The organism is Burkholderia sp. AU4i (assembly GCF_000466765.1).
GTDB lineage: Bacteria > Pseudomonadota > Gammaproteobacteria > Burkholderiales > Burkholderiaceae > Burkholderia > Burkholderia cepacia.
The window spans coordinates 1-25,851 of the sequence record NZ_ASSI01000095.1; the positions used below are offsets into that span (position 1 = coordinate 1).

23 protein-coding genes and 1 pseudogene are annotated in these 25,851 nt (G+C 65.1%); 12 read left to right on the forward strand and 12 right to left on the reverse strand.

The genetic code is table 11. The annotated features are described in order from the left end of the window. Together L810_RS21765 and L810_RS21770 are read left to right on the forward strand one after the other, a co-directional pair. A pseudogene (locus L810_RS21765) lies at positions 1-357 on the forward strand (ferritin-like domain-containing protein); the annotation flags it as partial. Between the two features lie 615 nt (positions 358-972). After that, positions 973-1,965: a LysR substrate-binding domain-containing protein gene (locus L810_RS21770; protein ID WP_027792905.1), complete on the forward strand. Its 993-nt coding sequence runs from the start codon at positions 973-975 to the stop codon at positions 1,963-1,965. Between the two features lie 351 nt (positions 1,966-2,316). On the opposite strand, the gene L810_RS21775 is transcribed toward L810_RS21770, so the two are convergent. After that, positions 2,317-2,622, reverse strand: coding sequence for a DUF4148 domain-containing protein (locus L810_RS21775; protein WP_021160454.1), 306 nt, complete (start codon positions 2,620-2,622; stop codon positions 2,317-2,319). A gap of 278 nt (positions 2,623-2,900) precedes the next feature. Between L810_RS21775 and L810_RS21780 the strand changes: the two genes are divergently transcribed. The 4 genes from L810_RS21780 to L810_RS21795 all read left to right on the forward strand — a co-directional run bounded on the left by L810_RS21780 (position 2,901) and on the right by L810_RS21795 (position 6,262). Further along, positions 2,901-3,110 (forward strand): hypothetical protein, encoded by a 210-nt coding sequence (locus L810_RS21780; protein WP_042975646.1) that lies wholly within the window; start codon positions 2,901-2,903, stop codon positions 3,108-3,110. A gap of 321 nt (positions 3,111-3,431) precedes the next feature. Next, positions 3,432-4,109, forward strand: a complete 678-nt coding sequence (locus tag L810_RS21785) for a response regulator transcription factor (RefSeq protein WP_021160456.1) — start codon at positions 3,432-3,434, stop codon at positions 4,107-4,109. A 79-nt stretch (positions 4,110-4,188) separates the two neighbouring features. Beyond that, positions 4,189-5,520: a HAMP domain-containing sensor histidine kinase gene (locus tag L810_RS21790; protein ID WP_042975654.1), complete on the forward strand. Its 1,332-nt coding sequence runs from the start codon at positions 4,189-4,191 to the stop codon at positions 5,518-5,520. Positions 5,521-5,578: 58 nt separating this feature from the next. Then, on the forward strand, positions 5,579-6,262 hold the full coding sequence (locus L810_RS21795; protein ID WP_021160458.1) for a response regulator transcription factor: 684 nt from the start codon (positions 5,579-5,581) through the stop codon (positions 6,260-6,262). Between the two features lie 59 nt (positions 6,263-6,321). On the opposite strand, the gene L810_RS48485 is transcribed toward L810_RS21795, so the two are convergent. Beyond that, positions 6,322-6,477, reverse strand: a complete 156-nt coding sequence (locus L810_RS48485) for a hypothetical protein (protein WP_165589098.1) — start codon at positions 6,475-6,477, stop codon at positions 6,322-6,324. A 69-nt stretch (positions 6,478-6,546) separates the two neighbouring features. Next, on the reverse strand, positions 6,547-6,819 hold the full coding sequence (locus L810_RS21800) for a DUF4148 domain-containing protein (protein ID WP_042975656.1): 273 nt from the start codon (positions 6,817-6,819) through the stop codon (positions 6,547-6,549). A gap of 322 nt (positions 6,820-7,141) precedes the next feature. Here L810_RS21800 and L810_RS21805 point away from each other — a divergent pair, with 322 nt between their 5' ends. Beyond that, positions 7,142-8,317 carry a porin gene (locus L810_RS21805; RefSeq protein ID WP_021160462.1) on the forward strand — a complete coding sequence of 392 codons (1,176 nt, stop codon included), beginning with the start codon at positions 7,142-7,144 and terminating at the stop codon, positions 8,315-8,317. Positions 8,318-8,401: 84 nt separating this feature from the next. Here the strand turns inward: L810_RS21805 and L810_RS21810 are convergent, their stop codons facing one another. The 5 genes from L810_RS21810 to L810_RS21830 form a co-directional block, all read right to left on the reverse strand. Then, a complete protein-coding gene (locus tag L810_RS21810) occupies positions 8,402-9,868 on the reverse strand; it encodes an efflux transporter outer membrane subunit (protein ID WP_021160463.1) in 1,467 nt (488 codons plus the stop codon). Beyond that, positions 9,861-11,066 carry an efflux RND transporter periplasmic adaptor subunit gene (locus L810_RS21815; RefSeq protein ID WP_021160464.1) on the reverse strand — a complete coding sequence of 402 codons (1,206 nt, stop codon included), beginning with the start codon at positions 11,064-11,066 and terminating at the stop codon, positions 9,861-9,863. The genes L810_RS21810 and L810_RS21815 overlap by 8 nt, the downstream gene beginning before the upstream one ends. Beyond that, complete coding sequence (locus L810_RS21820; RefSeq protein ID WP_021160465.1) at positions 11,056-14,310, reverse strand: efflux RND transporter permease subunit; 3,255 nt, start codon at positions 14,308-14,310, stop codon at positions 11,056-11,058. Before L810_RS21820 ends, L810_RS21815 begins: the two co-directional genes overlap by 11 nt. 157 nt (positions 14,311-14,467) lie before the next feature. Next, a complete protein-coding gene (locus L810_RS21825; RefSeq protein WP_021160466.1) occupies positions 14,468-15,142 on the reverse strand; it encodes a response regulator transcription factor in 675 nt (224 codons plus the stop codon). Positions 15,143-15,164: 22 nt separating this feature from the next. Continuing rightward, positions 15,165-16,073 carry a LysR family transcriptional regulator gene (locus L810_RS21830; RefSeq protein WP_042975648.1) on the reverse strand — a complete coding sequence of 303 codons (909 nt, stop codon included), beginning with the start codon at positions 16,071-16,073 and terminating at the stop codon, positions 15,165-15,167. A gap of 410 nt (positions 16,074-16,483) precedes the next feature. Here L810_RS21830 and L810_RS21835 point away from each other — a divergent pair, with 410 nt between their 5' ends. After that, entirely contained in the window at positions 16,484-16,858 is a 375-nt protein-coding gene (locus tag L810_RS21835; protein ID WP_021160469.1) for a hypothetical protein, read from the forward strand. 75 nt (positions 16,859-16,933) lie between these two features. Here the strand turns inward: L810_RS21835 and L810_RS21840 are convergent, their stop codons facing one another. Further along, positions 16,934-18,022, reverse strand: coding sequence for a porin (locus tag L810_RS21840; RefSeq protein ID WP_042975657.1), 1,089 nt, complete (start codon positions 18,020-18,022; stop codon positions 16,934-16,936). Between the two features lie 926 nt (positions 18,023-18,948). Between L810_RS21840 and L810_RS21845 the strand changes: the two genes are divergently transcribed. Further along, entirely contained in the window at positions 18,949-19,623 is a 675-nt protein-coding gene (locus L810_RS21845; protein WP_042975658.1) for a lytic polysaccharide monooxygenase, read from the forward strand. 98 nt (positions 19,624-19,721) lie between these two features. Here L810_RS21845 and L810_RS47430 read toward each other — a convergent pair whose 3' ends face one another. After that, complete coding sequence (locus L810_RS47430) at positions 19,722-19,895, reverse strand: hypothetical protein (protein ID WP_021160472.1); 174 nt, start codon at positions 19,893-19,895, stop codon at positions 19,722-19,724. Positions 19,896-20,528: 633 nt separating this feature from the next. Between L810_RS47430 and L810_RS21850 the strand changes: the two genes are divergently transcribed. Further along, positions 20,529-21,596 carry a glycosyl hydrolase gene (locus L810_RS21850; RefSeq protein ID WP_081712889.1) on the forward strand — a complete coding sequence of 356 codons (1,068 nt, stop codon included), beginning with the start codon at positions 20,529-20,531 and terminating at the stop codon, positions 21,594-21,596. Positions 21,597-21,650: 54 nt separating this feature from the next. Here L810_RS21850 and L810_RS21855 read toward each other — a convergent pair whose 3' ends face one another. Beyond that, positions 21,651-22,529 (reverse strand): SDR family oxidoreductase, encoded by an 879-nt coding sequence (locus L810_RS21855; RefSeq protein ID WP_021160475.1) that lies wholly within the window; start codon positions 22,527-22,529, stop codon positions 21,651-21,653. Between the two features lie 185 nt (positions 22,530-22,714). On the opposite strand from L810_RS21855, the gene L810_RS21860 reads away from it, so the two are divergent. Next, the gene (locus L810_RS21860) at positions 22,715-23,677 is read left to right on the forward strand and encodes a GlxA family transcriptional regulator (RefSeq protein ID WP_021160476.1); all 963 of its coding nucleotides are present in this window, start codon (positions 22,715-22,717) and stop codon (positions 23,675-23,677) included. Between the two features lie 77 nt (positions 23,678-23,754). Here L810_RS21860 and L810_RS21865 read toward each other — a convergent pair whose 3' ends face one another. Then, positions 23,755-24,687: a LysR family transcriptional regulator gene (locus L810_RS21865; RefSeq protein ID WP_042975650.1), complete on the reverse strand. Its 933-nt coding sequence runs from the start codon at positions 24,685-24,687 to the stop codon at positions 23,755-23,757. A gap of 208 nt (positions 24,688-24,895) precedes the next feature. Between L810_RS21865 and L810_RS21870 the strand changes: the two genes are divergently transcribed. Further along, complete coding sequence (locus L810_RS21870; protein ID WP_042975652.1) at positions 24,896-25,762, forward strand: NmrA family NAD(P)-binding protein; 867 nt, start codon at positions 24,896-24,898, stop codon at positions 25,760-25,762. The last annotated feature ends 89 nt before the right edge of the window (positions 25,763-25,851 follow it).

A 25,851-nucleotide genomic window follows, 5' to 3' on the forward strand; every position in this document is an offset into this window, starting at 1 on the left:
CTGAACAACTGCGGCGACGTCGCGCGCGCGGCGTTCGCGAAGATCGGCGTGCTGATGGCATCGGCGCGCCGCACCGAGAAGCCGCTGCACCCGACCAACCTGCACGTGAACCAGGCGCTGTTCCCGCGCGATACCGTGCAGTCGCGCCTGCCCGATCCGGAATGGCTCGAGCGCTGGCTCGACGAGCAGATCCGGTTCGACGGCGAGTGGGAAAAGAGGGTCGTCGAACGGATCCTGCACAACCTGTCGATCCTGTTCGAGCGCACGTTCACGACCGCGCAGGAGCTGAACCGCTATCGCCGCGAAGTGACCGCGCGGACGAACCGTGTGGCGGATGGCATGGTGGACGCCATATAGCGGATGCGTGTTCCGCCCGGCATGGGCGGAACCGATTCCGGCCGGCAAGATGACGTGGTGAGCACGGCGTGCCGTATCCGGCCGGCGGGATATTCATTTCCGGACACAATTGGTTCATCAATTTCCTGTTATTGCATGGTTCAATCCAATTTCATGCGTTTAGTATATTTTTATAAACATGAAATTCCGGATTTAAATGGTATTCCGCGTGTATGTTGAGGTGTGTTTTCTTTCCGTAATGCGGCAAATTAATAAATATGTCGGGTGATTGAAATTGTATTGTAGGCGCGAGTGCGTGATTCCGTTGCGACGTTGGGATGCCCGCCATGACATCGTTTTTTGCCCGCAATGCGCTGTTTTTGCGGGTATTTTCAGGCCGTTCCAGACATCATTCCGCCCGGATATTTATTTACAAAATCACTACTTCATAATTTTGATGTAAGAATTTCCGTGGTGGCTAAAATCGATAGATAAATACAAGTGTCACGATTGAAAATAAGAATGATCCGCATCCATCCTTCAATATAAAATCGCTTCAGAATCCAAATAGGAGAAACGATTCAGGGGAACGAAAGGCGACTTGCCTGTCGATGGGTGCAACTTTGAGGCGGCGGTATGGCTAATGTGAGATTGGCAAAACGATTGAGAAGTATGCCTTCGCTGGATTTCCTGAGAGGCTTCGAATGCGCGGCGCGTCATTTGAGCTTTACACGCGCCGGGCAGGAACTGAACGTCACGCAATCTGCCGTGAGTCGGCAGGTCAAGGCACTCGAGGAGCAACTCCGGATCGAGCTCTTTCACCGGCACATTCGATCCCTGACGCTGACCGACAAGGGACGGGAGCTGTACGACGCGATCTCGTTCGCGTTGTCCGACCTGGAATCGGTGATCGGCAAGCTGTCGTCGAGCGTGGGACAGCGCGCGATCTCGTTGTCGACGACCGTATCGTTCGCGGCGCTGTGGCTGATTCCGCGCCTCGGTTCGTTCCGCGCAAGCTACCCCGACATCGACGTGCGCGTATCGGCAACGAGCGAAATTGAAGATCTTAAACGCAAACGTTTGCACCTGGCCGTGCGATATGCGGGGCCGTATACGTCGACGGACGATACGGACGTGCTGTTTCGCGAGCGCGTCGTGGCGGTCTGCAGCCCGAGCCTGATGGCGACGGCGGGCGATGCGGCGTCGATGAAGCCGGAGGACCTTGAAAAGCACGTGCTGCTGCATCTCGACGATCCGCGCTGCGAATGGCCGTGGCACGGGTGGAGCCATCTGCTGAAGGAACTCGGCGTGCCGCGCCTGCGGCCCGCCGGCGCGCTGCATTTCAGCCAGTATGACCAGCTGGTGCAGGCGGCGGTCGACGGGCACGGTATCGCGATCGGGCGGCGGCCGCTGGTCGACGGGCTGCTGAAGCAGGGCCGGCTCGTCGAGCTGTTCGCGCACTGCACGGTCGCATCGGGCAGTTACGTGCTGGTGCAGAACCCGGATGCGTGCAACGAGTTCGACATCGCGGTGCTGACCAACTGGCTGCTCGAACAGGCGCACCATCCGCTCGCGTCGGGCCAGGAAGCGGCCGGCAGCAACGTGCTGCCGATGTATCGCGTCGGATAGGACGGCAGGCGGCGTGCCGTCGCGCGCGACACCGGTGCGATCGACGCGCGATGCGGTGACGAGCGGCGCTGTGCCGCCGAACAGCGCACCGACACGCTGAAGCCGATCGCGAGCGCGTGTGTGCTCGCCATACGGGGACAACGCGCGGTCGCGGCGGCGCGTGGTATCCGGTGAAATCGATCGTACCGATCGCCGCACGTTCGGCGACGTTCACGATCACGTCGTTGCCTTCCGTCGCGATCTGCTCGTCGTTGATAAAGACGGTCGCGCAGCGCGCGCGGCATCGACGAAAAAAAAGCGCGCAGCCGCGAGGCACGCGCGCAAACTCGGAGATCGTTCGGCGGTGGCGAGTCAGTTGCCGTTCGACGCGACGGTGTTGGCTGCGCCCGTGCAATCCTTCTGATACTCGTTCATCAGGCGCGCCTGCGCCGAATCGATATCGTCCGGATAGCTGCTTTCGTCGCCCGACGACGGGTTGTAGCCGACGGATTCCAGTTCGTTCAGCTCGTTGATCAGTTGCCGATGGGAGACCGGGCCGTGCGTATGCACGAACGGATAGTCGTGGCATTGCGCCGGTGTGAGCGTCGGTGCGGCATGCGCGGCGAAGCTCATCGCGAGCAGCGCGGAACAGGCGAGGTAACGGGCGGGATGTTTCATCTTCGACTCCTGGGAAGCGTTGGGAACCGGCCGTACGGTGGATTGCCAGCGTCGACCTCACGACACAGGTTAGGCACCGTGGACTATCGAAACGGCCGCGCGAAGATGAAACTAGTTTTATCCGGACCGACCGCGCGCGGAAGCGAACGTCGTCGTACGCATCGAACCTTAAAGAAACCTTCATGCACGCGCGACCGAACGGTTAGCCGTGCGGGCGTATCGTCGAACCCGTGATCAATCGACGCTGCGCACGGCGCGGCCTGCATCGGGGTAACGCAATGAAAGAGACCGTCAGGATGGCCGCGCTCGTCGCGCTGGTGTGCGCACCGGTGCTGGCGTTCGCGAAGGTGCAGGGAACGGGGCTCGCGATTGCCGACGTGACGCTCGCGCACGAGAAGGCCGAGCGCATGCAGCATGTGGAGGACGCGGCACATCGCGTCGCTTCGCATCGCGTCGACCAACCCGGCGTGGAGCCGCACCGAAGCTGATGCGCGATTCTTTACCGATACCTTTCTAAGCGATCGGTCGCGACCGTCCGTGCGCGACAGCGACGGGCCGTGCGGCATCCTGTCGCAACAACGCGCGCCGGTAACGCCGGCGGGCGTTGCCGCCGTAGATGAAACTTTCTTCATGAAGTCGACGCGCACGATTTACACGCGCGCGTGTAGTCTCCATCCGAACGCGCTCACCCTTCGGGTGTCGAAGCGCGTGCGTCCCTTCGCTGAAGACGAGAATCGTAAATGGCATCATCAGTTTCCCCCGGTAACACGCCGGCCCTGCCCGACAGGCTGGCCAGGAGCGGTACGGCCATGGCGCACGTACTGACGATCGAAGACGACGAGATCACCGCGAACGAAATAGTCAGGGAGCTGCAAGGGCGCGGCTTCACGGTCGAATGGGTGGCGAACGGCCGTGACGGCATGGCCCGCGCGCTCGGCAACGAGTTCGACGTGATCACGCTCGACCGCATGCTGCCGGTCGTCGACGGCCTCACGATCCTGACCACGATGCGCAGCGTCGGCGTGCGCACCCCGGTGCTGATGCTGAGCGCGCTCGGCGATGTCGACGAACGCGTGCGCGGCCTGCGTGCGGGCGGCGACGACTACCTGACCAAGCCGTTCGATCCCGAGGAAATGGCGGCGCGCCTGGAGGTCCTGCTGCGCCGGAGCCAGACCGCGCCGGCGCCGTTCGCCACGACGCTGACCGTCGGCCCGCTCAGGCTCGACCTGATTTCGCGCAAGGTGTTTCGCGACGGCGATGAAATCGCGCTGCTGCCGACCGAATACCGCGTGCTCGAATACATGATGCGCAATGCCGGCCAGACCATCACGCGCACGATGCTGTTCGAGGCCGTATGGGGCTATCACTTCGATCCCGGCACCAACCTGATCGAAGTGCACATGGGCCGGCTGCGCAAGAAGATCGATCCGCCCGATGCGAAGCAGATGATCCAGACGGTACGCGGCGCGGGCTACATCCTTGGCTGAGTTCGCGACCTTGACGTCCTCGACGGATCATGTCCCGCCGGCGCCGAAGCGTCGCTGGTATTCCAGCACGTTCCGGCTCGTGTCGGTCTATGCGGTGACGTTTTCCATTTCGGTGATGCTGCTGCTCGGCTTCATCGCATCGATCATCACGCACGACATGGAGCGCGAAACCGACGTGGTGATCGACTGGCAGATGATCTACTTCGATTCGCTCCAGGACAGCCAGCTTGCCGCGGCCATTCAGCACCGGATCGAGCACGAGCGGATGCACACCAACTACTACGGACTTTTCACGGCCGACGGCAGGCATGTCGCCGGCGACGTGCTGGCGATGCCCGACGGCATCCGGCCGGATCGCAACGGCGTGACACTCGACCACACGATGACGATCGCAGGCGACCAGGTGCCGCCGGTCGTCCGCACGATGGCGGAGCGGCGCGCCAACGGCGACGTGCTGGTGCTCGGGCGCGACCTGACGCACATCCTGCGGATTCGCGCGGCGATCATCCAGGCGCTGGTCGGCGGCGGCCTGTTCTGCCTGGGTGCGGGCGTCGTCGGCGGCCTGATTCTCAGCGTGCGGCAGATGCGGCGCCTGAAGGAAGTCCGGCGCATCACGCAGCGCATCGCGCAGGGCGACCTCGGGCAGCGGCTGCCGATCGGCGGGCACGACGAGATCGACCTGCTGTCGCATCTGGTCAATCACATGCTCGAGGAAGTCGAGCGCCTGATGAACGAGGTGAAGGGCGTCTGCGACGGCATCGCGCACGACCTGCGTACGCCGCTCGCGCACGTGCATACGCTGCTTGCGCATGCGGCGGAGCGTGCGGACGGGCTCGACGATGCCGCGCTGGCGACGCTCGTCGCCCGCGCACGCAACGAGACCGACGTGCTGCTCAGCCGGTTTCGCGCGATGCTGCGCATCGCCGAAATCGGGTCGCTGCAGCGGCGCGGCGGGTTCGCCGAGCTCGCGCTGGAAGATCTCGTCACGGACGTCGGGCAACTGTTCGAGCCGCTCGCCGACAGCCGTGCCATCCATTTCGTCGTGCTGGTCGAACCGGTCGCGCGGATTCACGGCGATCGTGCGCTGCTGTTCGAGGCGCTCACGAACCTGCTCGACAACGCGCTCAAGTACACGACCTCGGGCGACACCGTGCGCCTCGAACTTCACGATACGCCGTCCGGTCCGCGCATCGACGTGGTCGACAACGGCCCGGGTATCGCGCCGAACGAGCGCGAGGCCGTGCTGCAGCATCGTTACCGCAGCCGCCGCACCGGGCACCTCGCTGGGGCGGGGCTCGGCCTGAGCATCGTGTCGACGGTCGTCAACGTGCACGACTTCACGCTGCGCATCGGCAATGCCGAGCCGGGCACGCGCGTGACGATCGAATGCTGGCCGAGGTCGCTCGGATGACGGTCGTTCGGATCCGGCTGCACGTGCACGCGCATTGCCGCCGCGAAGGGGGCTGACGATGCGCGTGCTGCTCGTGACTTCGCCGCACCCGGAAGCGGCGTGGCTGCACAAGGCGCTGCAGGAGAGCGGGCACAGCCTGCAGCGTGCGGACGATCTGCGCGACGGGTTGTTCCTCGCGTCGCAGGAGACGTTCGACGCGATCGTCGCGACCGCGTTCGAGCCGGGCAGCGATGCCGCGCTGATCGCGATGCTGCCGCGTTTCGTCGCCGACGGCGGCGGCGCGGCACTGGTGGTGCTGATCGGCCAGGCGTCGGCGCGCGAGCGCATCCGCGTGCTGCACGCAGGTGCCGATGCGTGTTTCGGCGCGCCGTATTCGTTCATCGAGCTGCACGAGCGCCTGCAGGCGTTGCAGCGGCTGGCCGGGCCGCGCGACACGGAAGGCCCGGTCACGGCGGTGTCCATGCTGGAAACGCTCGCGCGCGAACTCAAGGACGGCAAGCTGCGCCTCGCCGTGACGCGGCGCGAATGCCTGCTGCTCGAATGCCTGATGCGCCATCCGAACGCGCCGGTGCCGCGCGACCAGTTGATCCGGTATGTGTGGCAGGACAAGGACGATGTCGACCCGTCGAGCGTCAATCTCGTGGTGTCGCGGCTGCGCCGCAAGCTCGCGCGGCATCTGCCCGATGTCCGGATCGATACGGTGAGCCGCTACGGTTACCAGGTGACGCTGCCGGACGCATAGCCGCACGGCCCCCCTGTACGAACGGGCGCGTTGCCGATGGCAGCGCGCCCGTCGTGCGTTTACGAGCCGAAGAACGGCACACAGAAATCGGGCGGGCCGACACAATCGCCGGGGCCGTCGGGTTGCGCGCCGGCGCAGCCGGACAGCATCACGCCGGCCGCGATCGCGACGAGCGCAGCACGGGCGGAACGAACGAGCAAGGGACGAAGCTTCATGAATGACGGGTGATGCGAGGGATGGGCGGCGCGCGCCGGGCAGCACGCCCGGCCGCATGGCGGTGCGCATCAATGCGAATAGAGCGTGGAGTCGAGGTACTTGATCTGCCCGTCCTGTTCGGCGTGCACGAGTTCGGCGTAGACCTCGGCACGCGTCTTCTCGTGGATCGGCTGTCCGTACGGCGGCACCCACTGGCCGGCGGCCTGCGCGCCGGGCACGCCGTCCTTGGTGGCGGCCGGCGTCATCTGCGTCGCCGGGGTACTCGTCTGCGCGAACGCGGGAACGGACAGTGCGGCGCATGCGGCGAGCAGCGTGGAAGCAACGATCGTGGTGGTTTTCATGTTCGGAATCCTCATGATGATTGACGGGATCATCCCCGGTGCGGCCGGTCGATGCCGCGCATCGGGTTGAGGACAAGCATAGGGGAGCGGCGCTATCGGATCGGCATACGCAACGTGAAAAGAAATTCATGCGCGGGCGCGTTCCGCACGGACATGAATGCGGCGTATCGCGAGGATGAAGAAGGTTTCATTTTTCGGGCCGTTTCGATAACGGCGCTGTCATGCCCGCTGCCTAAATTGTGCGCCATCGCATCGCGGACGGATCGGCCGTTCCACACCGGCCGGCGATGCGAGAAGACCGATCCACTCTAGCGAAACCATCATGAAGAAACTTCTGGCAATCCCGGCAGCGGTTGCGTGCCTGCTTGCGGGCGCGGCGCATGCGCAGAGCAGCGTCACGCTGTACGGCACGATCGACGCGGGCCTGGACTACATCAGCAACCAGAAATCGGCGGCCGGCGCGGGGCCCGCTTACGGCGTGCAGAGCGGCAACGTCAGCACGTCGCGCTGGGGGCTGCGCGGCAACGAGGATCTCGGCGGCGGCCTGGCCGCCGTGTTCACCCTCGAGAACGGCTTCAACGTCGCGAACGGCAAGTTCGGCAACGGCGGCGACGAGTTCGGCCGTCAGGCCTGGGTCGGCCTCGCGAGCCGCCAATGGGGCACGGTGACGCTCGGCCGGCAATACGATTTCCTGGTCGACTTCGTCGCGCCGCTGTCGGCGACGGGCTCGGGATTCGGCGGCAACCTCGCCGATCACCCGTACGACAACGACAACCTCGCCAACGACACGCGGATGAACAACGCGGTGAAGTTCCGCAGTGCAGACTATGGCGGCCTCACGTTCGGCGGCGCGTACGGTTTCAGCAACCAGGGCGGCGGGTTCAGCAACAACAACGCGTACAGCGTCGGCGCGCAGTATGTGAACGGCCCGGTCGACCTGGCCGTTGCCTACCTGCAATCGAACCAGCCGGGCGGCGTGAATGCGCCGCAGAACACCGGCGGCTCGCTCAGCAGTTCGGACGGCGATGCGATGCTCGTGGGCGGCCGCTGGCGCACGTTCGGCGCCGGCGCGCACTATGCGTTCGATCATGCGACGATCGGCTTCGTCTATACGAGAACGATCCTGAACGACCCGCGCGAACTGTCGCAGGGCGGCGCGTACGGCACCGTGAACGGCCAGTTGCTGACCTTCAGCAACTACGAACTGAACGGGCGCTACTTCCTGACGCCCGCCTTCTCGCTCGGCGGCTCGTATACGTTCACGCAGGGCCGCTTCGACGATGCGGGCCGCAGCATCGCGCCGAAGTGGAACCAGTTCATGCTGCAGGCCGACTATGCGCTGTCGCGCCGCACCGATCTTTATCTCGAAGGCGTGTATCAGCGCGTGACGGGCGCGGACGGTGTCGCGGTGCTCGGCAACGCGGGGATCTTCAATCTGGCCGCGTCGGGCAACGATCGCCAGGCGGTGGTCGCGGCCGGCATCCGTCACAAGTTCTGATCGGCCGGGCCCGCGAAAAAAAAGCACCCGTCGCGATGACGGGTGCATCCAAACGCGACACGCTCCCCACGTGCCGCGACGAGCTCAGGTCGTCGAACGCGCCGGCGTCGCGACCGGCGCTTTCGCGCCGGACGCTGCGTCGTCGGCCGACCACCCTCCGCCCAGTGCCGCGATCAACCCCACCGCCGCCAGTTGCCGGCGCGTATCCAGTTCCAGCATCGCCACCTTCGTCTCGAGCTCGGTAGTCTGTGCGGTCACCACGTCGAGATAGCTGACGACGCCGTCCCGATAGCGCGACATCGACAACTGCAACGTGCGTTCGGCCGCGTCGAGCGCTTCCTGCTGGCGATCGGCTTCGTCGCCGAGATGGTGCGTGAGTGCGAGGTTGTCTTCCACCTGCTGGCACGCATCGAGTACCACCGCGCGGTATTTCGCACCGTTCTCGGCCAGCTGCGCGTGCGCCTGGGCCGTGAGCGCCTGGCGGCGGCCGCCGTCGAACAGCGTGAGCGCGAGGCTGGGCCCGATCGACCAGATCTCGTTCGGCGCGCTGAGCCAATGGCCGAGCCCCGAACTCTGGTATCCGCCGATAAGCCCGAGCGTGATGTCGGGGAAGAACGCCGCGCGCACCACGCCGATCCGCGCGTTGGCGGCTGCCATGCGGCGTTCGGCGGCCGCGACGTCGGGCCGCCGTTGCAGCAGCGTGGCGGGAATGCCGGCCGGGATCGCGGGCAGATACGCCGCGCTCAGGTCCGGCGCGAGCGAGAACGACGAGGCCGGCACGCCGGTGAGCGTCGCGATCGCGTGCTCGTACAGCGCGCGCCGAGCCCGCACGTCCTCGGCCGACGCGCGGGCCGAGTCGAGCTGCGTCTGTGCGCGCGAGACGTCGAGATCGGATGCGATGCCGCCCGCGTGCCGGCTCATCGTGAGTTTCAGCGCACGCCGGTACGTGTCGATCGTGTCGGACAGCAACTGCTGCTGCTGGTCGAGCCCGCGCAGGTTGAAGTACGCGTTCGCGAGGCTGGCCTGCAGGCTCAGCTGCACCGATGCGAGATCGTCGGCGCTGGCCTGCGCGTTCGCGCGCCCGGCCGCGACCTCGTTGCGCACCTTGCCCCACAGGTCGAGGTCGTAGTCGAACCCAGCCTCGAGCGTGTTCGAGCCGTACACGTTCGGCTGGTTCGAGCCGCGCAGCGGGCGCGTGGCCGATTGCCGGTTGCTCGAGACCTGCGCGCCGAGGCCGATGGTCGGGAACAGCCCTGCGCGCGCCTGATCGAACAGCGCGCCGGCTTCGTCGTGGCGGGCTACCGCGGCGGCCACGTCGGGGTTGGCGGTGGCCACCCGCGCTTCGAGCCGGTCGAGCACCGGATCGCGGAACGCCTTCCACCAGCCGTCGCGGGCGATGCGGTCGGCCGGCTGTGCCGGCTGCCAGCCGCCCGCTTCCTTGAAACGGGCAGGCAGCGCGGTGGACGGCGCGTGATAGACGGGCGCGAACGAGCAGGCGGAGAGGAACGCGACGCCGGCGAGCATCGCGCAGAGCCGACGCGGGTTAGCCATTCGCACGCTCCGTGTCGCGCACGGCCGCCGCGACGGTGCCGGCCGGCGTCGCGAGCCGGACGCGGTCGCCCGCGGACAGCGAGTCGGGCGGGTTGTCGATCACGCGATCGTCGGGCGCGAGGCCGGTCGCGATCTGCACGTGCGTGCCGAGGTCGGTTTCAATCGTGACGGGCTTGAGCACCGCGCGATCGTCCTTGCCGACCACGGCGACCTGCAGGCCGGCCTGGCGGAAGATCAGCGAGCTGGCCGGAATCGTCAACGCGTGGCTGCTGCCGGCCGGCAGCGCGAAATGCACCTCGGTGTATTCGCCCGGAATCAGCTTGCCGTCGCGGTTGTCGACCATCAGCTGCACAAGCAGCGTGCCGGTCGAATCGGCGATCGAATCGTCGGTGTCGGCGAGCGTCGCATGGAAGGTCTCGCCCGGATGCTCGGGCACGGTCAGCGTCGCGCTCATGCCGGGGCGGATCGCGGCGGCCTCGTTCTGCGGCACGCTCACGTAGACGCGCATCCGGTGCACGTCGGACACGGCGAACAGTTCGGGGCCGGTGCCGCCGCCGGCCGAGATCAGCTGGCCGATGTCGGTCTTGCGCGCGGTGACGACGCCGTCGAACGGCGCGACGATGCGCTTGAATGCCTCCAGCGCGTCGAGACGCCGCACGTTGGCCTCGTTGGCCGCGACGATCGCCTGCTTGGCGGCGAGGTCGCTGGTCTTCTCGTCGGTTTCCTGCTGCGACACCGAATCCTGCGCGAGCATCCTGGTCCAGCGCGCGGCCGTGGATGCGGCCAGCTTCTCGTTGGCGAGCGAGCTCTGCAGGTCGGCGCGCGCCTGTTGCAGCTGCTGGTCGAGCTCGGGCGTGTCGATCAGGCCGAGCAGCTGGCCCGACTTCACGTGCGCGCCGATATCGGTGTACCACGCATGCAGGTAACCCGACACCTGCGCATGGATCGGCGCGCTTTCGAACGCGGACAGGTGGCCGGGCAGTACGAGCGCGGCGCCGTCGCCGCCGGTCGTCGGCGTGTACGCGGCCACGGTCGGTATGGCCTGGTCGGCGGACCAGCTCGTCATTTCCTGTTTCGCGTGCGCGCGGCCTGCGATGCCGGCCGTCACGATGCCGGCTGCGACCAGCGCGGCGATCGTGGCGACGAGCTTGAGGTTGGGCAGCCGTTTCGGCGACTTGATTTCGATCTCAGTGGACATGGGAAGCTCCGGACGCGGAAGGGGAGGAAGCGCGGGGTGCGTCGTGTTTCAGCGCATCGCGCCGATGCACGAGGCTGAACACGACGGGAACGAAGAACAGTGTCGCGATCGTCGCGCATGCGAGGCCGCCGATCACGGCGCGGCCGAGCGGCGCGTTCTGCTCGCCGCCGTCGCCGAGGCCGAGCGCCATCGGCGCCATGCCGATGATCATCGCGAGCGCGGTCATCAGCACGGGCCGAAAGCGCGTGAAGCCGGCTTCGAGCGCCGAGGCGAGCGCGTTGCCGGTTTCGGCGAGGCGCTCGCGCGCGAAGCTGACGACGAGGATCGCGTTCGCGGTGGCCACGCCCATGCACAGGATCGCGCCGGTGAGCGCGGGCACCGACATCGGCGTGTGCGTGGTGAACAGCATCCAGACGATGCCGGCCAGCGCCGCCGGCAGCGCGGAAACGATCACGAACGCATCGGCCCACGAGTGGAAGTTCACGACGATCAGCAGGTAGATCAGCACGATTGCGCCCACGAGCCCGAGCAGCAGGCCGGTGAACGCGCTGTTCATGGTCTGCACCTGGCCGCGCAGCGTGACGGTCGAGCCCTTGGGCAGGTCCTTCGCGGTGGCCTTGACGACGCTGCCGATGTCGGCGGCGACGGCGCCGAGGTCGCGGCCCTGGGTGGTCGCGTAGATGTCGAACAGCGGTTCGATGTTGTAGTGCGACACCACCGCGTTGCCGACGCCGCGCGTGATCGTCGCGAGACCGCCGAGCAGCTGCGACTGGCCGTTCGCGCCGGTGACAGGCAGGTTCTGCAGCGCCGACAGCGTGGTCATCCGGTACTGCGGCGTCTGCGCGACGATCGGATAGGACACGCCGTTACGTGGATTGAGCCAGTAGGTCGGGTCGACCTGGCTGGTGCCCGCGAGCGTCGCGACCACCGAGTTCGTCACGTCCTGCTCGGTGATGCCGAGCTGGTCGGCACGCGTCCGGTCGACCGCCACCGTGAACTGCGGATAGGTACTGGCCTGCTGGATGCGCGGGTCGGCCACGCCGGCGATCAGGCGCAGCTTGCGGTACAGCTCCCGCGCATAAGCGAGGTTGGCCTGCTGGTTGGGGCCGGCCACCTGCAGGTCGACCGGGGCCGGTGCACCGAAGTTGAGGATCTGGCTGACGATGTCTGCCGGCAGGAACGAGAACGTCGTGCCCGGATACGCGCGCGGCAGGCGTTCGCGCAGCTCGCGCACGTAGTCGGCGGTCGGTGCGTGGTCGTGCGACAGCGAGATCAGGATGTCGCCGTCCTGCGGCCCGAGCGTGCCGCTGTTGTTGTAGGTCAGGTTGATCCCGCTGTTCGGCAGGCCGATGTTGTCGATCACCTCGCGCAACTGCGCGGGCGGGATCACGCCGCGAATCGTGTTTTCGATACGGTCGAACTCGGCGGCGGTTTCCTCGACCCGCGTGCCGACCGGCGCACGCACGTGCAGCGAGATCTCGCCCGAGTCGATGGTCGGGAAGAAGTTGCGGCCGAGCCACGGGACGAGCAGGAACGATGCGGCGACCACGCACAGGAACGCGACGACGAACGGCTTGCGGCGCGTGAGCGCGAGGCCCAGCAGGATCCGGTACGACGCGCGCACGGACTCGAAGCGGCGCTCGAATGCACGCTGGAAGCGCACCAGCGGATTGCGCGACGGCGGCACGTCGTGCGCGCCCGCATGGCCCGCATGCGAATCCATGATCGCCGCGAGCTCGCCCGACGCATGGCCGGCCGACGCGTGCGGCTTGAGCAGGTATTGCGCGAGCATCGGCACGAAGGTGCGCGACAGCACGAACGACGACATCATCGAGAAGATCACCGCCTTCGCCATCGGCACGAACAGGAAGCGCGAGATGCCGTCGAGCATCAGCATCGGCACGAACACGATGCAGATGCACAGCAGCGAGACGAGCGCCGGCATCACGATCTGTTTCGCACCGTCGACGATCGCGGTGCGCGTGTCCTTGCCCTGTTCGAGGTGCCAGTTCACGTTCTCGATCGTCACCGTCGCATCGTCGACCAGAATCCCGACCGCGAGCGCGAGGCCGCCGAGCGTCATCACGTTGAGCGTTTCGCCGGTGGCCGCGAGCAGCGCGATCGCCGAGAGCACGGCCAGCGGGATCGACGCGGCGATGATCAGCGTCGAGCGCCACGAGCCGAGGAACAGCAGGATCATCAGCGACGTCAGCGCGGCGGCGATGATGCCTTCCCGCGCCACGCCGCTGACGGCGCCGTTCACGAAGGTCGACTGGTCGCCCATCGTGACGAGCTTCAGGCCCGGCGGCAGCGTCTGTTCGACCAGCGGCAGCTTCGCCTTCACGCCCGCGATGATGTCGAGCGTCGATGCCGAGCCGTTCTTCAGGATGCTCATCAGCACGGCGCGATGGCCGTCCACGCGCACGATGTTGCCCTGCGGCGGGTAGCCGTCACGCACATGCGCGACGTCACGGATATAAATCGTCGTGCCGTCGACCGACTTGATCGGCAGGTCGTTCAACGCGTCGAGCGAGAGCGGGCTGTTGTTGAGCTTGATGTTGTATTCGAAGCGGCCGATCTTCTGCGTGCCGGCCGGGATGATCTGGTTCTGCTGCGCGAGCGCGTGCGCGACGTCCTGCGCCGACAGCCCTTTCGACTGCAGCGCCTGCGGGTCGAGGTCGATCTGCACTTCACGCGACTTGCCGCCGTACGGCGTCGGAATCGCGACACCGGGCACCGACAGCAGCTGCGGTCGAATGAAGTTGACCGCGTAATCCGCCAGCTTCTGTTCGTCGAGCGTGTTGCTGGTCAGCGCGATCTGCAGCACGGGGACGGTCGACGCGTTGTAGTTGAGGATCTGCGGCGGCGTGGTGCCGGGCGGCATCTGTTTGAGCACGGTCTGCGAGATCGACGTGACCTGCGCGGTCGCCGTGCGGATATCGACGGTCGGCTGGAAGAAGATCTTCACGATGCCATAGCCGCGGAACGATTGCGATTCGATATGCTGGACATCGTTGACCGTCGTGCCGAGCGTGCGCTCGTAGTACGTGATCACGCGTCCGGACATGTCGTCCGGCTGCAGGCCGGCGTAGTTCCAGACGACGCTGATCACCGGAATGCGGATATCCGGGAAGATGTCGATGGGCGTGCGGAGTGCCGCGAGCGGTCCCGCGATCAGGATCAACAGCGCCAGCACGACGAACGTGTAGGGCCGGGTGAGCGCGAGCCGGACAATTTTCAGCATGGGGTGCTGCTCCGTTCAAAAGCGTCGTGAAGAAGAGCCGGATGCGCGCGGCTTCGGGAAAACACCGATACGCAGCCGATGACCGCATTCTGCGGAGCGGCCCCTAACAGCCGGTCGCTAAAAAAATGAAAGAAGTTTTAGGTGGCGGCGGCCGGATTCAGCCGAGCATGTAGCCCGCGCCGCGGATCGTGCGGATCAACGGTGCCGCATCCGGCCGGTTCACCTTCTTGCGCAGGCGGCCGACGTGGACGTCGATCAGGTTGGTGCCCGGATCGAAACGGCAGCCCCACACCGCCTCGAAGATCATCGTGCGCGTGAGCACGCGCCCGGCGTGGCGCATCATGAATTCGAGCACGCGCAATTCGGTCGGCAGCAGCGCGAGTTCGCTCGCGCCGAGCGTGACGCGGCGCCGCACCAGGTCGAATGCGAGCTCGCCCGTGCGCAGCACCGTCTCGACCGGCGCGCCGCGCGGCCGGCGGCGGATCAGCACGTCGATGCGCGCGCACATCTCGTCGAGCGAGAACGGCTTGACGAGATAGTCGTCGCCGCCCGCGCGCAGCCCCTGGATGCGCTGGTCGACGTCGGACATCGCGCTCATCACGAGCACCGGCGTGTCGAGGCCGACGCCGCGCATCGTCGCGAGAATCGTGAGCCCGTCGAGATCCGGCAGCATGCGGTCGAGCGTCACGACGTCGTAGTCCGCGCTCATCGCCCTGGCCATGCCGTCGCGGCCGGTGCGCGCGACGTCCACCTGGTGGCCGGCGGCGCGCAGCGCCTGGGTGATGTGATCCGCGATCAGCGGATCGTCTTCGATCGTCAGGATGTGGGGCATGGACGGAGCGGCCCGGGCGGAATCAGGCGGCGGCGCGCTCGGGCGCGCGATAGTGGTCGACCACGTAGTCGATGAAGCTGCGGACCTTGGTCGACAGATGGTTGCGGCTCGGGTAAAGCATCGAGATGCAGCGCGCGCCGCCGTTCACTTCGTAGCGTTCGAGCAGCGGCACCAGCGCGCCGCGTGCGAGATCGTCGGCGACGAGCGGGTGCGGCAATTGCGTGATGCCCATGTGATTGAGTGCCGCGATCCGCACCATCATGCTGCCGGTCGAGGCCAGCGCGTTGCCTGTGTAGACGCGGTAGGAACCGTCGACGTCCGAGAATTCCCAGCTGCGCGCGGTGCCGTTCGACACGGTCAGCAGGCTGTGTTCGTTCAGTTCGGCTGGGTCGTTCGGCGTGCCGTGGCGCGCGAGGTACTCGGGCGATGCGACGACCACGTCGCGCACGCTCGTCAGCATCCGCGACACGAAGGTCGCGTTGACGAGGCGGCGATCGTCACAGAAGCAGACGTCGTAGCCGCCCTCGACCATGTCGACGTGCGTGTCGAACGTGGTCACGTCGAACCGGACGCGCGGATGCCCGTCGCGATATGCCGACAGCAGCACGCCGAGGCCGGCCGCGACGGAGGTCGCCGATGCGGCGATCCGCAGCGTGCCGCGCGGATCGCGCGTGACCTGCACGAGGTTCGATTCGATCTCGTCGAGCTTCTCGATGATCGTGCGGCAGCCGTCGAGATATTCGCGGCCGGTCTCGGTGAGGGACAGGCTGCGGGTCGTCCGGTTCAGCAGTCGCATGTTCAGGTGCGCTTCGAGCATGCCGACGCTGCGCGTGACCGCGGCCGCCGACATCCCGAGCTGGCGCGCGGCGAGATTGAAACTCGACAACTCGACTACGCGCGTGAACACGCGCATCGCTTGCAGTTGGTTCATGGTCCGCCGAAGGAAAGAATTGACCGTTCGCATGCGCCGCCGACGCATCGCTCGATGCGTGCCGCCGCGCGTGACCGGCAGGGTAGCGAGCCGATTATGGGATGCGGGCCGGCGCCGGACGCTTAAAAAACGACGCGGAATGGATGAAATTTCGTTTAAGGAAGCGTGGGAAGACGCGTGCGCGTGCGGGACGGCGTTCTTGCCTGTCGCTGCGATTCACTGAACACGCGTGTCGTCGAAGGTCTCGACCATACCGTCGAGATCGTCGTGCGTCGCGACGACGAATACGCGTTTGCCGCAACGGCAGACAACCTAAAAATAAATTAATGAAGCTGCATCAAATCTTCAGGTGCGCGCGTGACGCGGCTGCCGATAATGGGCCGATACGAGTAGCCACGAGGAACGCAATAATGACGCAGCCGCTGAGTATCAAGATGATCCAGGAACACGGCAAGCCGGTGGTGCTGGTGTCGATCGAACGGGGTGCCGCGGTGCTCGATCCGGAGGACGTCGATGCGGTCATCCAGTATCTGAGCCTGTTGCGCGCGTCGATGCAGCCGGCCGTGCCCGAGATGCCGCCGCGCGCGCAGCAGTTCGTGACGGAGATGGACCCGTGCTGGTACGCGGAGCGCCATCCGCTATACGGCGGCGCGGTGCTGTTGCTGCGGCACACGGGGCTCGGCTGGGCGAGTTTCGCGCTGCCGCCGCGCAGCCTCGAGCGTCTGCACGGGTCGCTCACGCAACTGCTCGAGGACGAGCAGATGGTGGTCAGCCTGCCGAACTGATTCGACGCGCGGGTCGATCGCACCGGCCGGGGCCGGCTTCCGGTACACGGGAAGCCGGCCCCTTCGCGCGATCGCCTAGAACGTGTGGCGCAGCCCGATCCGGCCGACCGCCTGCCGGCCGCTCGACGACGGATCGAAGCCCGCGACCTGCGCGACGGCGCCGCCCGACGCCATCTGCAGTGCCGCGAGCGCGTAGATCGCCGTGCGCTTCGACAGTTCATACTCGGCGCTCGCGTTCAGCTGACGGTATTTGGGTTCCTGGCCGGTCGCGTGGTCGCGGCCGGTCGTGTAGGTATAACCGAGGCCGAAGTTGAGCTGGCTCGTGGCGGCGAGCGTGCCGGCGACTTCGTAGTTCTGGAACTTCACGTCCTGCTCGTCGTCGCCTTGCTGGAAATCGACGTCGGTGAAGTTGCCCATCAGCTTCAGTTTGCCGAGCTGGTACGACGCGCCGGCCGCGAAGATGTTCTGGCTGCGCGCGTTCATGAGCGCGTCGCCGTATACCGCGTTCGTGTATCCGCCGCCGTTCTGGTAGCTCTGCACGGCCTGCTCCGGATCGTTGACGCGCAGGTAGCCGACACCGGCCGAGAACGGCCCGTTCGTGTACGCGAGCGCCGCGCTGTACGCGGCGTTGTCGGAGAAGCGGCCGGGCTGCCCGCCGAACGAGTAGAGCGCCTCACCCGTGAAACCGGCGATCGTCGGGCTCGTGTATTTCACGGCATTGCTGATCGCGAAGCCGTTGTCGAGGTTGTCCATGTCGTTCGGGTGCGAGAAATACCAGCCCCCGTAATAGTCGTTCAGCGAATACGGCTCGATCAGGTCGACGATCGGATCCCACTGGCGGCCGAGCGTCAGCGTGCCCATGCGCTGGTCGGACAGCCCGACGTAAGCGTTGCGCGAGAACGCGAGGCCGCTGCCGAGCCCGCCGTTCGTGGAATTGAAGCCGCTTTCGAGATCGAAGATCGCGGCGAGCCCGCCACCGAGATCTTCCTTGCCGCGCAGCCCCCAGCGGCTGCCGGCGCTGACGCCGCTCGCCATCTGCCACAGGTGCTGGCCGCCGACGTTCGACGCGAAGTCGATCCCGGTGTCGATGACGCCGTACAGCGTGACGCTGCTTTGCGCATGCGCGTGGGAGAACAGGCCGCAGCAGGCGAGTGCGCACGTCATGCGCAGCAGCCGTGTCGTTTTATTCATAGATGAAGGTCTCGAACGTAGGTTGACGGATATTGTTCGCAGTCCTTGTTTAAAGGGCTGGTCGTCGAGAATATAGCTGCGTCAAAAGCGTGCGGATCGGCAATTCAGTCTTTCAGTTTTTGCGTTGGTTTCGTGCCTGCGGGCGGTCGACAACGCGGGTGTTGGGCGCTGTGGGTTGTTCGTTTCGGGGTTGCGGGCTTGGGCGATGATTCGTTCGCCCTTCCGGGAAGCGGGCATGCCCTTGGCCGCTTCGCGGGGGAGTTGACGCCGCGCTGCGCAACGCGACCGACATCGACGACATCGACGCGCAGTGCGTCAGCGCTTGAATAGGCCCGGATCTCGAGGCTCCCGGTCGACGATGACCTGCGAACTATTTTCAGAACAGGCGTAATTTTCAGAGAAATAATCATTCGTACCGGTTCGGGTTTTGAATGATTGGCGGGCTTTATTCAATTCAAATATCAACCGACGAATCAAATTATCGAACAATGGAGGCGGCCATGCCGGTGGCTCCCGAACGCGAAATTCCGGGATCGATCATTCACGATCTTCAAGCACCAGAATCCGCGTTATTTCAGGGCTGACGAGCGAAGCAAGCGGGAATGGATGATTCGATGCCGCGAATCAAAAGATTAACAATGAGGGACGTTTATTTTTCCGGTTTTTGCGGATAAGGTTCGACTCGGTGAAAGTGATTTGTCAGAAAGCATGGTGATTGTTTATTGCTTGCTGCGGTTTCATTCGACCGCCGCTTTCGCCGATCAGCATGCGCGACGACGCGTCGACAGGAATCTCTTCGCGGAATCTTGCGACAGGCTCGATGTGCGCATATCCGTTTCGACATTCATGCCATGAGAGGGCTCATGAACAAGAACATCCGCAGCTACGTTGCTTCCGTCATGCCACGCGCGCTGGCCGGTGTCGCACTGCTGGCCGCGGCGGCCGGTGCGCACGCGCACGGCCGTTTGACCGAACCGCCTTCGCGCATCGTACTGTGCACGCAAGGCCAGAATCCGAACTGCCCTGTCGACGCGTGGCACGCGAACGCGATGGAGAACGGCAAGTTCTTCCCCGCGACGCAAAGCGGCCTGTCGGATCCGTTCGCGCCGGACGACGCGAAGAATGCCGCACCGCCGAGGGACGGCGAAATCGCCGGCGCCAGCACGAATGGCCCGCTGCCCGTGCTGAACGAGCAGTCGCCGGGCCGCTGGCAGAAGATCCCGCTGCGGCCGGGCGCGGTGCAGAATTTCAAGTGGGAGTTCAGTGCCGTGCACAAGACGCGTCGCTGGAACTACTTCATTACACGCGCCGACTGGAACCCGTCGGAAAAGCTCACGCGTGCGCAGTTCGAGCCCACGCCGTTCTGCACGATCCAGAATCCCGGCCAGCCATACTGGGACCCGAACGCGAACCTGGTGCCCCAGCAGCCGACCATTCACGCGTGCCGGCTGCCGATGCGTAGCGGCTACCACGTGATCCTCGCGGTCTGGGAAGTCGCGGATACGGCGATGGCGTTCTATCAGGTCGTCGACGCGATCTTCACCAATGGCGATACGACACGCAGCCCGTTCTGATACGGCCGCGACATGACGCGCCCGGCGATGCCCGGCGCGTCATGAGATGAAGAACCTGTGTGAGAGGCGCGGTGAGCGTCACTGACACGGCAACCGGCTTACCCTGCGACCACCTGGTTGCGGCCGCCGGGTTCGATGGATGCATCAGAGTCGGCAGCCAATACGATGAAGCCCGATCGCGCCGCCTGAATTTCGTTGATTTGAACAATCAGCCAAATGGCTGCGGAATATCCGATTGAATTATCGAATGGCGATAATTGCAATATGGCCATGCGATCGCGTGAATATTTCCGGTTTCGATATGGGTGAAAATACTCGATTCAAGGGTTGATGCCTGACGATTATGTAGTATAACCAAACGAAACGCAGGCGTCGGTTTGAAGCATCACTACATCGGTCGGTGAAAGACCAGTGTCCGCCGCCGCGTGGCAGGCCCGCTATCCCGGGCCTGCGTGACGGCTTCACGTACCGCCTGCATCGCGCTTGTGACGGACATCCGGCCTTGCGCGTAAGTGGCGTGCACACGCTTCGCCAGCATAGACCGAAGTCGTCGTTTTTTCCGTCGTAGATATAAAAACAGAATCAATATCGGAATTTGTTTCAGGTGGCAATTTGTAAGGTTGATTTCTTTTGAATTCGACCTGGGCGGAGCTTTGTCGATCGAAAGGGGAGGCCACCGGTTGGATGAGTCCCAAGGCCGATCTGGTCGCGATATTGATTTGGTAGTCCGTATCAATGATGCCGACGCTTGCCGTCCGCGTGACGTGGCGGGTTTCCGTTACGCCTGCGCGGGCGGAGCGCGTCTTCCTGACATATTCCCCGGCATGTATCGCGTGGAAGACCGATGCCGGTAATGCGTATAACGCGATGAGGGCATGAAAATGAAGAGCAACCGATCCGGAATCATGCAGCGCTCGACCTTGAAGGGCGCGCTGGCGCTTCTGTTGGCATGGTCGTCCTTCGGCACCGGTACCGCAGCGGCAGCCGGGACGGGTACCGGCACGGCGCCGGCATTCGTTTATAGCCCGTACAAGGACGCGACGATTTCGATGAACTGGAACACCAACGTCATCTCGTCGAACGTCACCGGTCAGATGAGCCCGGTGCTGTCGGTGCTGCCGGCCGGTGTCCGCACGCTGACGCTCGCGTTTGCGACCGGCGAATGCGGCAGCGAGAACTGGGCGGGCGTCGACGGCGGCGCGCTGGCGGCCGCCAACGTGCCGCTTTTCACCGCGGCCAATGTGAATTACGTGATTTCCACCGGCGGCGCGGCCGGCATGTTCACGTGCGGGACGGATGCGGGCATGGCAGCCTTCATCAATCGTTATGCGTCGAGCAACCTCATCGGGATCGACTTCGATATCGAGGGCGGGCAGACACAACAGGTGATCGACGATCTCGTCCGGCGCGTGGCAGTCGCCCAGCAGAATTATCCCGGCCTGCGCTTCAGCTTTACGCTCGCGACGCTGGCCCCTTCCCAGCAGGGCGCGACCACGGCCAGCTCCTGGGGCGCCAGCGCTCCCGACAGCTTCAACGTGTATGGAGACTGGGTCATGCAGGCGATCCAGGCGCACGGCCTGAAGAACTACACCATCGACCTGATGACGATGGACTACGGGTCGGCGGGGGCGGGGAACTGCGTGGTGGCGAACGGCACCTGCCAGATGGGACAGTCGGCGATCCAGGCGGCGATGAACCTGCACGATCACTGGGGCGTACCGTACAGCCAGATCGAGCTGACGCCGATGATCGGCGGCAACGATGTGAGCGGCGAAACCTTTACGTCGGCCGATGCGGACACCGTTGCGCAGTTCGTGAAACAGAATGGCCTCGTGGGTGTCCACTTCTGGTCGTTCGACCGTGACGTCGATTGCCCGCCCGGTGCCGCATCGTCGACGTGCAACTCCGTCGGCGGCGTCGGTACGCTCGGTTATACGAACCGGTTTGCCAACGACCTCGCACCCGGCAATTGAACGAAGCGGGGGCAGTGCGTCGGATCGGTGTCGGCTTCTGCGTCGACCGTACCTTCAAGCCGCGGCGGATCGCCCTTTCGGCTCGGCGAGGTGTGCCAGCCCGAGGCCCTCGAGCACCTGCGCCTGAATCGATGCCGCTTGAGCGTTGAGGGCGTCGGCGCCGAATGACTCGCCCACGATCAAACGCGGCGGGCGAGTACCGTTGGCTTGTGCGACAAGCTGCACGATCGCGTCGGCGACGTCGTGCGGGTTCGGCGCGTGGTCGCTCGCGAACAGCGCCATGAGCGTCTCCACCATCTTGTCCGGAATCGCACCGGCGTCGCCGTAGCCGGGTATGCGCGCGGCGTCGGCAGGCCGCTGCGCGCTGGCGAAAATATTCGTCGGATAGTTGCTGGGTTGAACGAGAACGACGTCGATGCCCGACGTCGACAACTCATAGCGGTAGCTGTCGGTCAACGCTTCAAGCGCGAACTTCGATGCCCCATAGAGTCCGAAGAACGGAAACGTCACGCGGCCGAGTATCGAACCGATGTTCACGATCAGGCCTGCGCCGTGTTTCCTGAAGGTCGGCAGCACCGCCCTCGACGTTCGCTGGATGCCGAATACATTCACGTCGAAGAGCGCCTGCACCTGCTTTGTCGTGAACGCCTCGGAAATACCCGCTGATCCGATACCTGCGTTGTTGACGAGGACGTCGAGATGCCCGGCATTTTCCAGCACGGAAGCTACGCCTCGCTCGACGGACGCATCGTCCGTCACATCCAGTTCGATGACGTGCATGCCTTTCGCTTGAAGGGCATCGGCATGCGGCCGGTTTCGGCCGGCGATGTCGCGCATCGACGCGAATACCCGGTGCCCGGCCGCCGAGAGCGCTTCTGCAGTGTCGCGGCCGAAGCCGCTGCTGGCGCCGGTTATCAGAATGGTTTTGGACATGTCGAGTGTGTTCCAGCAAAACAGGGTTGGAGAGCCGCAACCGAATCGGCGCGAGCGCGTCCGATGCGATCGAGATGAAATGGACGATGTCATTCGAGAAATCTTCGCCGCATTGCTGCGCAGTCTAGGTTTTTCACGGAAAGCGGGCTATAGTCGCAAATGACATTAATAGATGTGTTTACGACATGAGATTGTCCATTCTGGCGCTCGAAGGGCTGTTCGACACCGGCCTGACGGTGTTTTTGGATACCTTCGCGATGGCCAACGAACTGGCTGCCGCTCAGGGCTTCGCCGCGCCGCCCTTCGACGTCGAAGTGGTCGGCGTACGCAGACGCATCCGCACCGCGCACGGACTGTCCATGCTGGCGGAGCCCGCAAGCAGCGCACGCCATGCCGACTGGGTGGTCGTGCCCGCGCCCGGCATCAGGCAGCCGGAGCGCCTGATCGAGGCGCTGGAGCGTCCGGACATGTGCGATGCCATGGCGCACCTTCGGGCGTGGCATGCCGATGGCGTCGGCGTCGCCGCCGCTTGCATCGGTACGTTCGTGCTGGCGGAAGCCGGGCTTCTGGATCATCGCGAGGCGACGACCACCTGGTCGCTCTCGCCCTTCTTTCGGCAACGTTATCCTGCAGTCGATCTGGACGATTCACGCATGGTCGTCGCCGCGGATCGCCTGGTGACGGCGGGGTCGGCCATGGGCCATCTCGACCTTGCGCTGTGGTTGCTGCGTCAGGCGAGTCCCGAACTGGCCACGCTCGTTGCCCGTTTCATGCTGATCGACAAGCGTTCGTCACAGGCCGAATACATCGTTCCGGATTACCTTGCCCATGCGGATCCGCTGGTCGCTCGATTCGAGCGATGGGCCCGCGAGCATCTTTCCACGGGTTTTTCGCTTCAGGCGGCGGCCGCCGCATTGGCCGTCGGACCGCGCACGTTGCAGCGCCGTACCGAGGCGGTACTTGGGAAGTCACCATTGGCGTTCGTCCAGGATCTCCGCATCGAACGAGCGCAGAATCTCGTGTCGATGGGTTACGACCTGGAGACGATTGCGAGCGAGGTCGGCTACGCGGATGCGGCGACGTTGCGGGCCTTGTTGCGTCGCAGGCTCGGCCGTGGGGTGCGGGAATTGCGTGCCGGCAATCGGTAGCGTCCGGCCTTGAAAAGCGGTGTTGCCGTACGCTGCGAAGGCAGCGCCAAGGGGCCGCGGGCGCCGCCGGAACGGCGCTAGCGCATGCCGGCGCGGCCGTGAATATCCGTCAGTTCGACCATGAAATCCAGGAACGCCCGCGTCTTGGCCGGCACGTGATGCCGGGATGGGTAGTACGCATATAACGGATACCGCTCGTCGGCCCATTCGGGAAAGAGATTGATCAACCGGCCGTCGGCGATCAGCGGCTCGGCACCGAGCAGCAGCATCTGTGCAATGCCGGAACCGGCGAGGCACGCGCCGAGCAGGGCGCCCGGATCGTTGACCGTAAGGCGTCCCCGGGTGTCGACCACGATGCGTTTGCGCCGACGATGGAATTCCCAGGCGAACGGCTTGCCTGTCTCCGGGTTGCGAAATTCAAGGCATCGATGGCTCCGGCTTTCGAGATCCTCGGGTTTGGCCGGCCGTCCCCGGCGAGCGATGTACGAGGGCGCCGCGACCGTCACGACGCCGGTATCGAGCAGCTTTCTCGCAATCAGGCTGGACGATCGCGGTTCGCCGAATCGCACGGCGAGGTCGAAGCCGTCCATGACGAGGTCACCCAGGCTGTCTCGCGCGATGAGCTCGATTTCGAGGTCGGGATGTGCGTCCATGAACGCATCGAGTCGTTGCCCGAGAATGGCCCGGTAAACGACGGGATCCAGGTTGATTCGCAGCTTTCCGCGCACGACGGAGGCGCCGCCCGCGGCCGCCGCGGCTGCTTCCTCCAGCCCGGCAAGATGCGGCATGACCTGCTCGTAAAACCTGCGGCCCTCTTCGGTCAGCGACACCGACCGCGTCGTTCGATTGAACAGCCGGATGTTCAGCCTTCTTTCCAGTCGCGCAATCGCTCGACTGACGCCCGGCGGCGTCATGCCTATTACGTCGGCCGCAGCCGCAAACGTGCCGGCATCGACCACGGCGGCGAACACGCTGATGCTGCCGGACAGTTTCTCGCTACTGGATCTCATGGTTGTTCGAGTGCATACGGTGGCGGATCGCGGGCGACCCACGGAAGGCCGACACGCAGACGCCGGATAACGCGGCAATGCCGGTCGTCTGCGTCGATCATGCCGAATTAGTGACGCGTTGTCACTTATCTGCTTCCATCCATGTCGTTTTGTTTCGCTCGATGTTTGGCCAGAATGCGACCGACGTATTCACACACGGAGAACGAGCATGTATGCGATAACAGGCATCACCGGCAAGGTCGGCGGCGCATTGGCCAGCGAACTGCTGGCCTCGGGGCGGTCGGTGCGCGCGGTCGCGCGCGACGCGACGCGGGCAGGGGCGTGGGCGGCGCGCGGGTGCGAGATTGCGACCGCCGTCATGGAAGACCCATCGTCGCTCGCCGCCGCGTTCACGGGCGCTGCGGGCGTTTTCATCCTGCCGCCTTCGGAGTTCGATCCGGAGCCCGGGTTTCCCGAGGCGCGGAAGGTGATCGAGGCCGTGTCCGAGGCGCTTCTGCAGGCGCGCCCCGAAAAGGTCGTTTGCCTGTCGACGATCGGCGCGCAGGCTGACGAGCCCAATCTGCTCACGCAACGCACGCTGATGGAACAGGCGCTGCGCGAGATGCCGATGCCCGTGACCTTCCTGCGGCCCGGCTGGTTCATGGAGAACGCCGCGTGGGACGTCGCGTCCGCGCGCGACGATGGCGTCGTCGCCAGCTACCTGCAGCCGCTCGACAAGCCCGTGCCGATGGTCGCCACCGCGGACGTAGGTCGCGTCGCGGCAGAACTGCTCCAGCAGACCTGGCGCGGTGTGCGTGTCGTCGAGCTCGAGGGCCCGCGCCGCGTGAGCCCCGACGATCTTGCACTCGCCTTCGCTCGCGTTCTGGGGCGGCCGGTGCGCGCGGAAGGCGTCGACAGGCGAACGTGGGAAGCGCTGTTCCGCGCGCAGGGCATGAAACATCCACTACCCCGCATGCGCATGCTGGACGGCTTCAACGAAGGCTGGATCGATTTCGAAAGTAATCCGGACGAAATCGTGCGCGGTCACATCGCACTGGATACGGTTCTCGGCGAGCTTGTGTCGCGTGCGGTCTGAATGAATGCGGTGGGCGACGTGTGGCGCGTTTGTGCCACGCGCCAACGATGCATCGTCGCGGTCGAACGACTGCCGGATTCCGTTTCGAC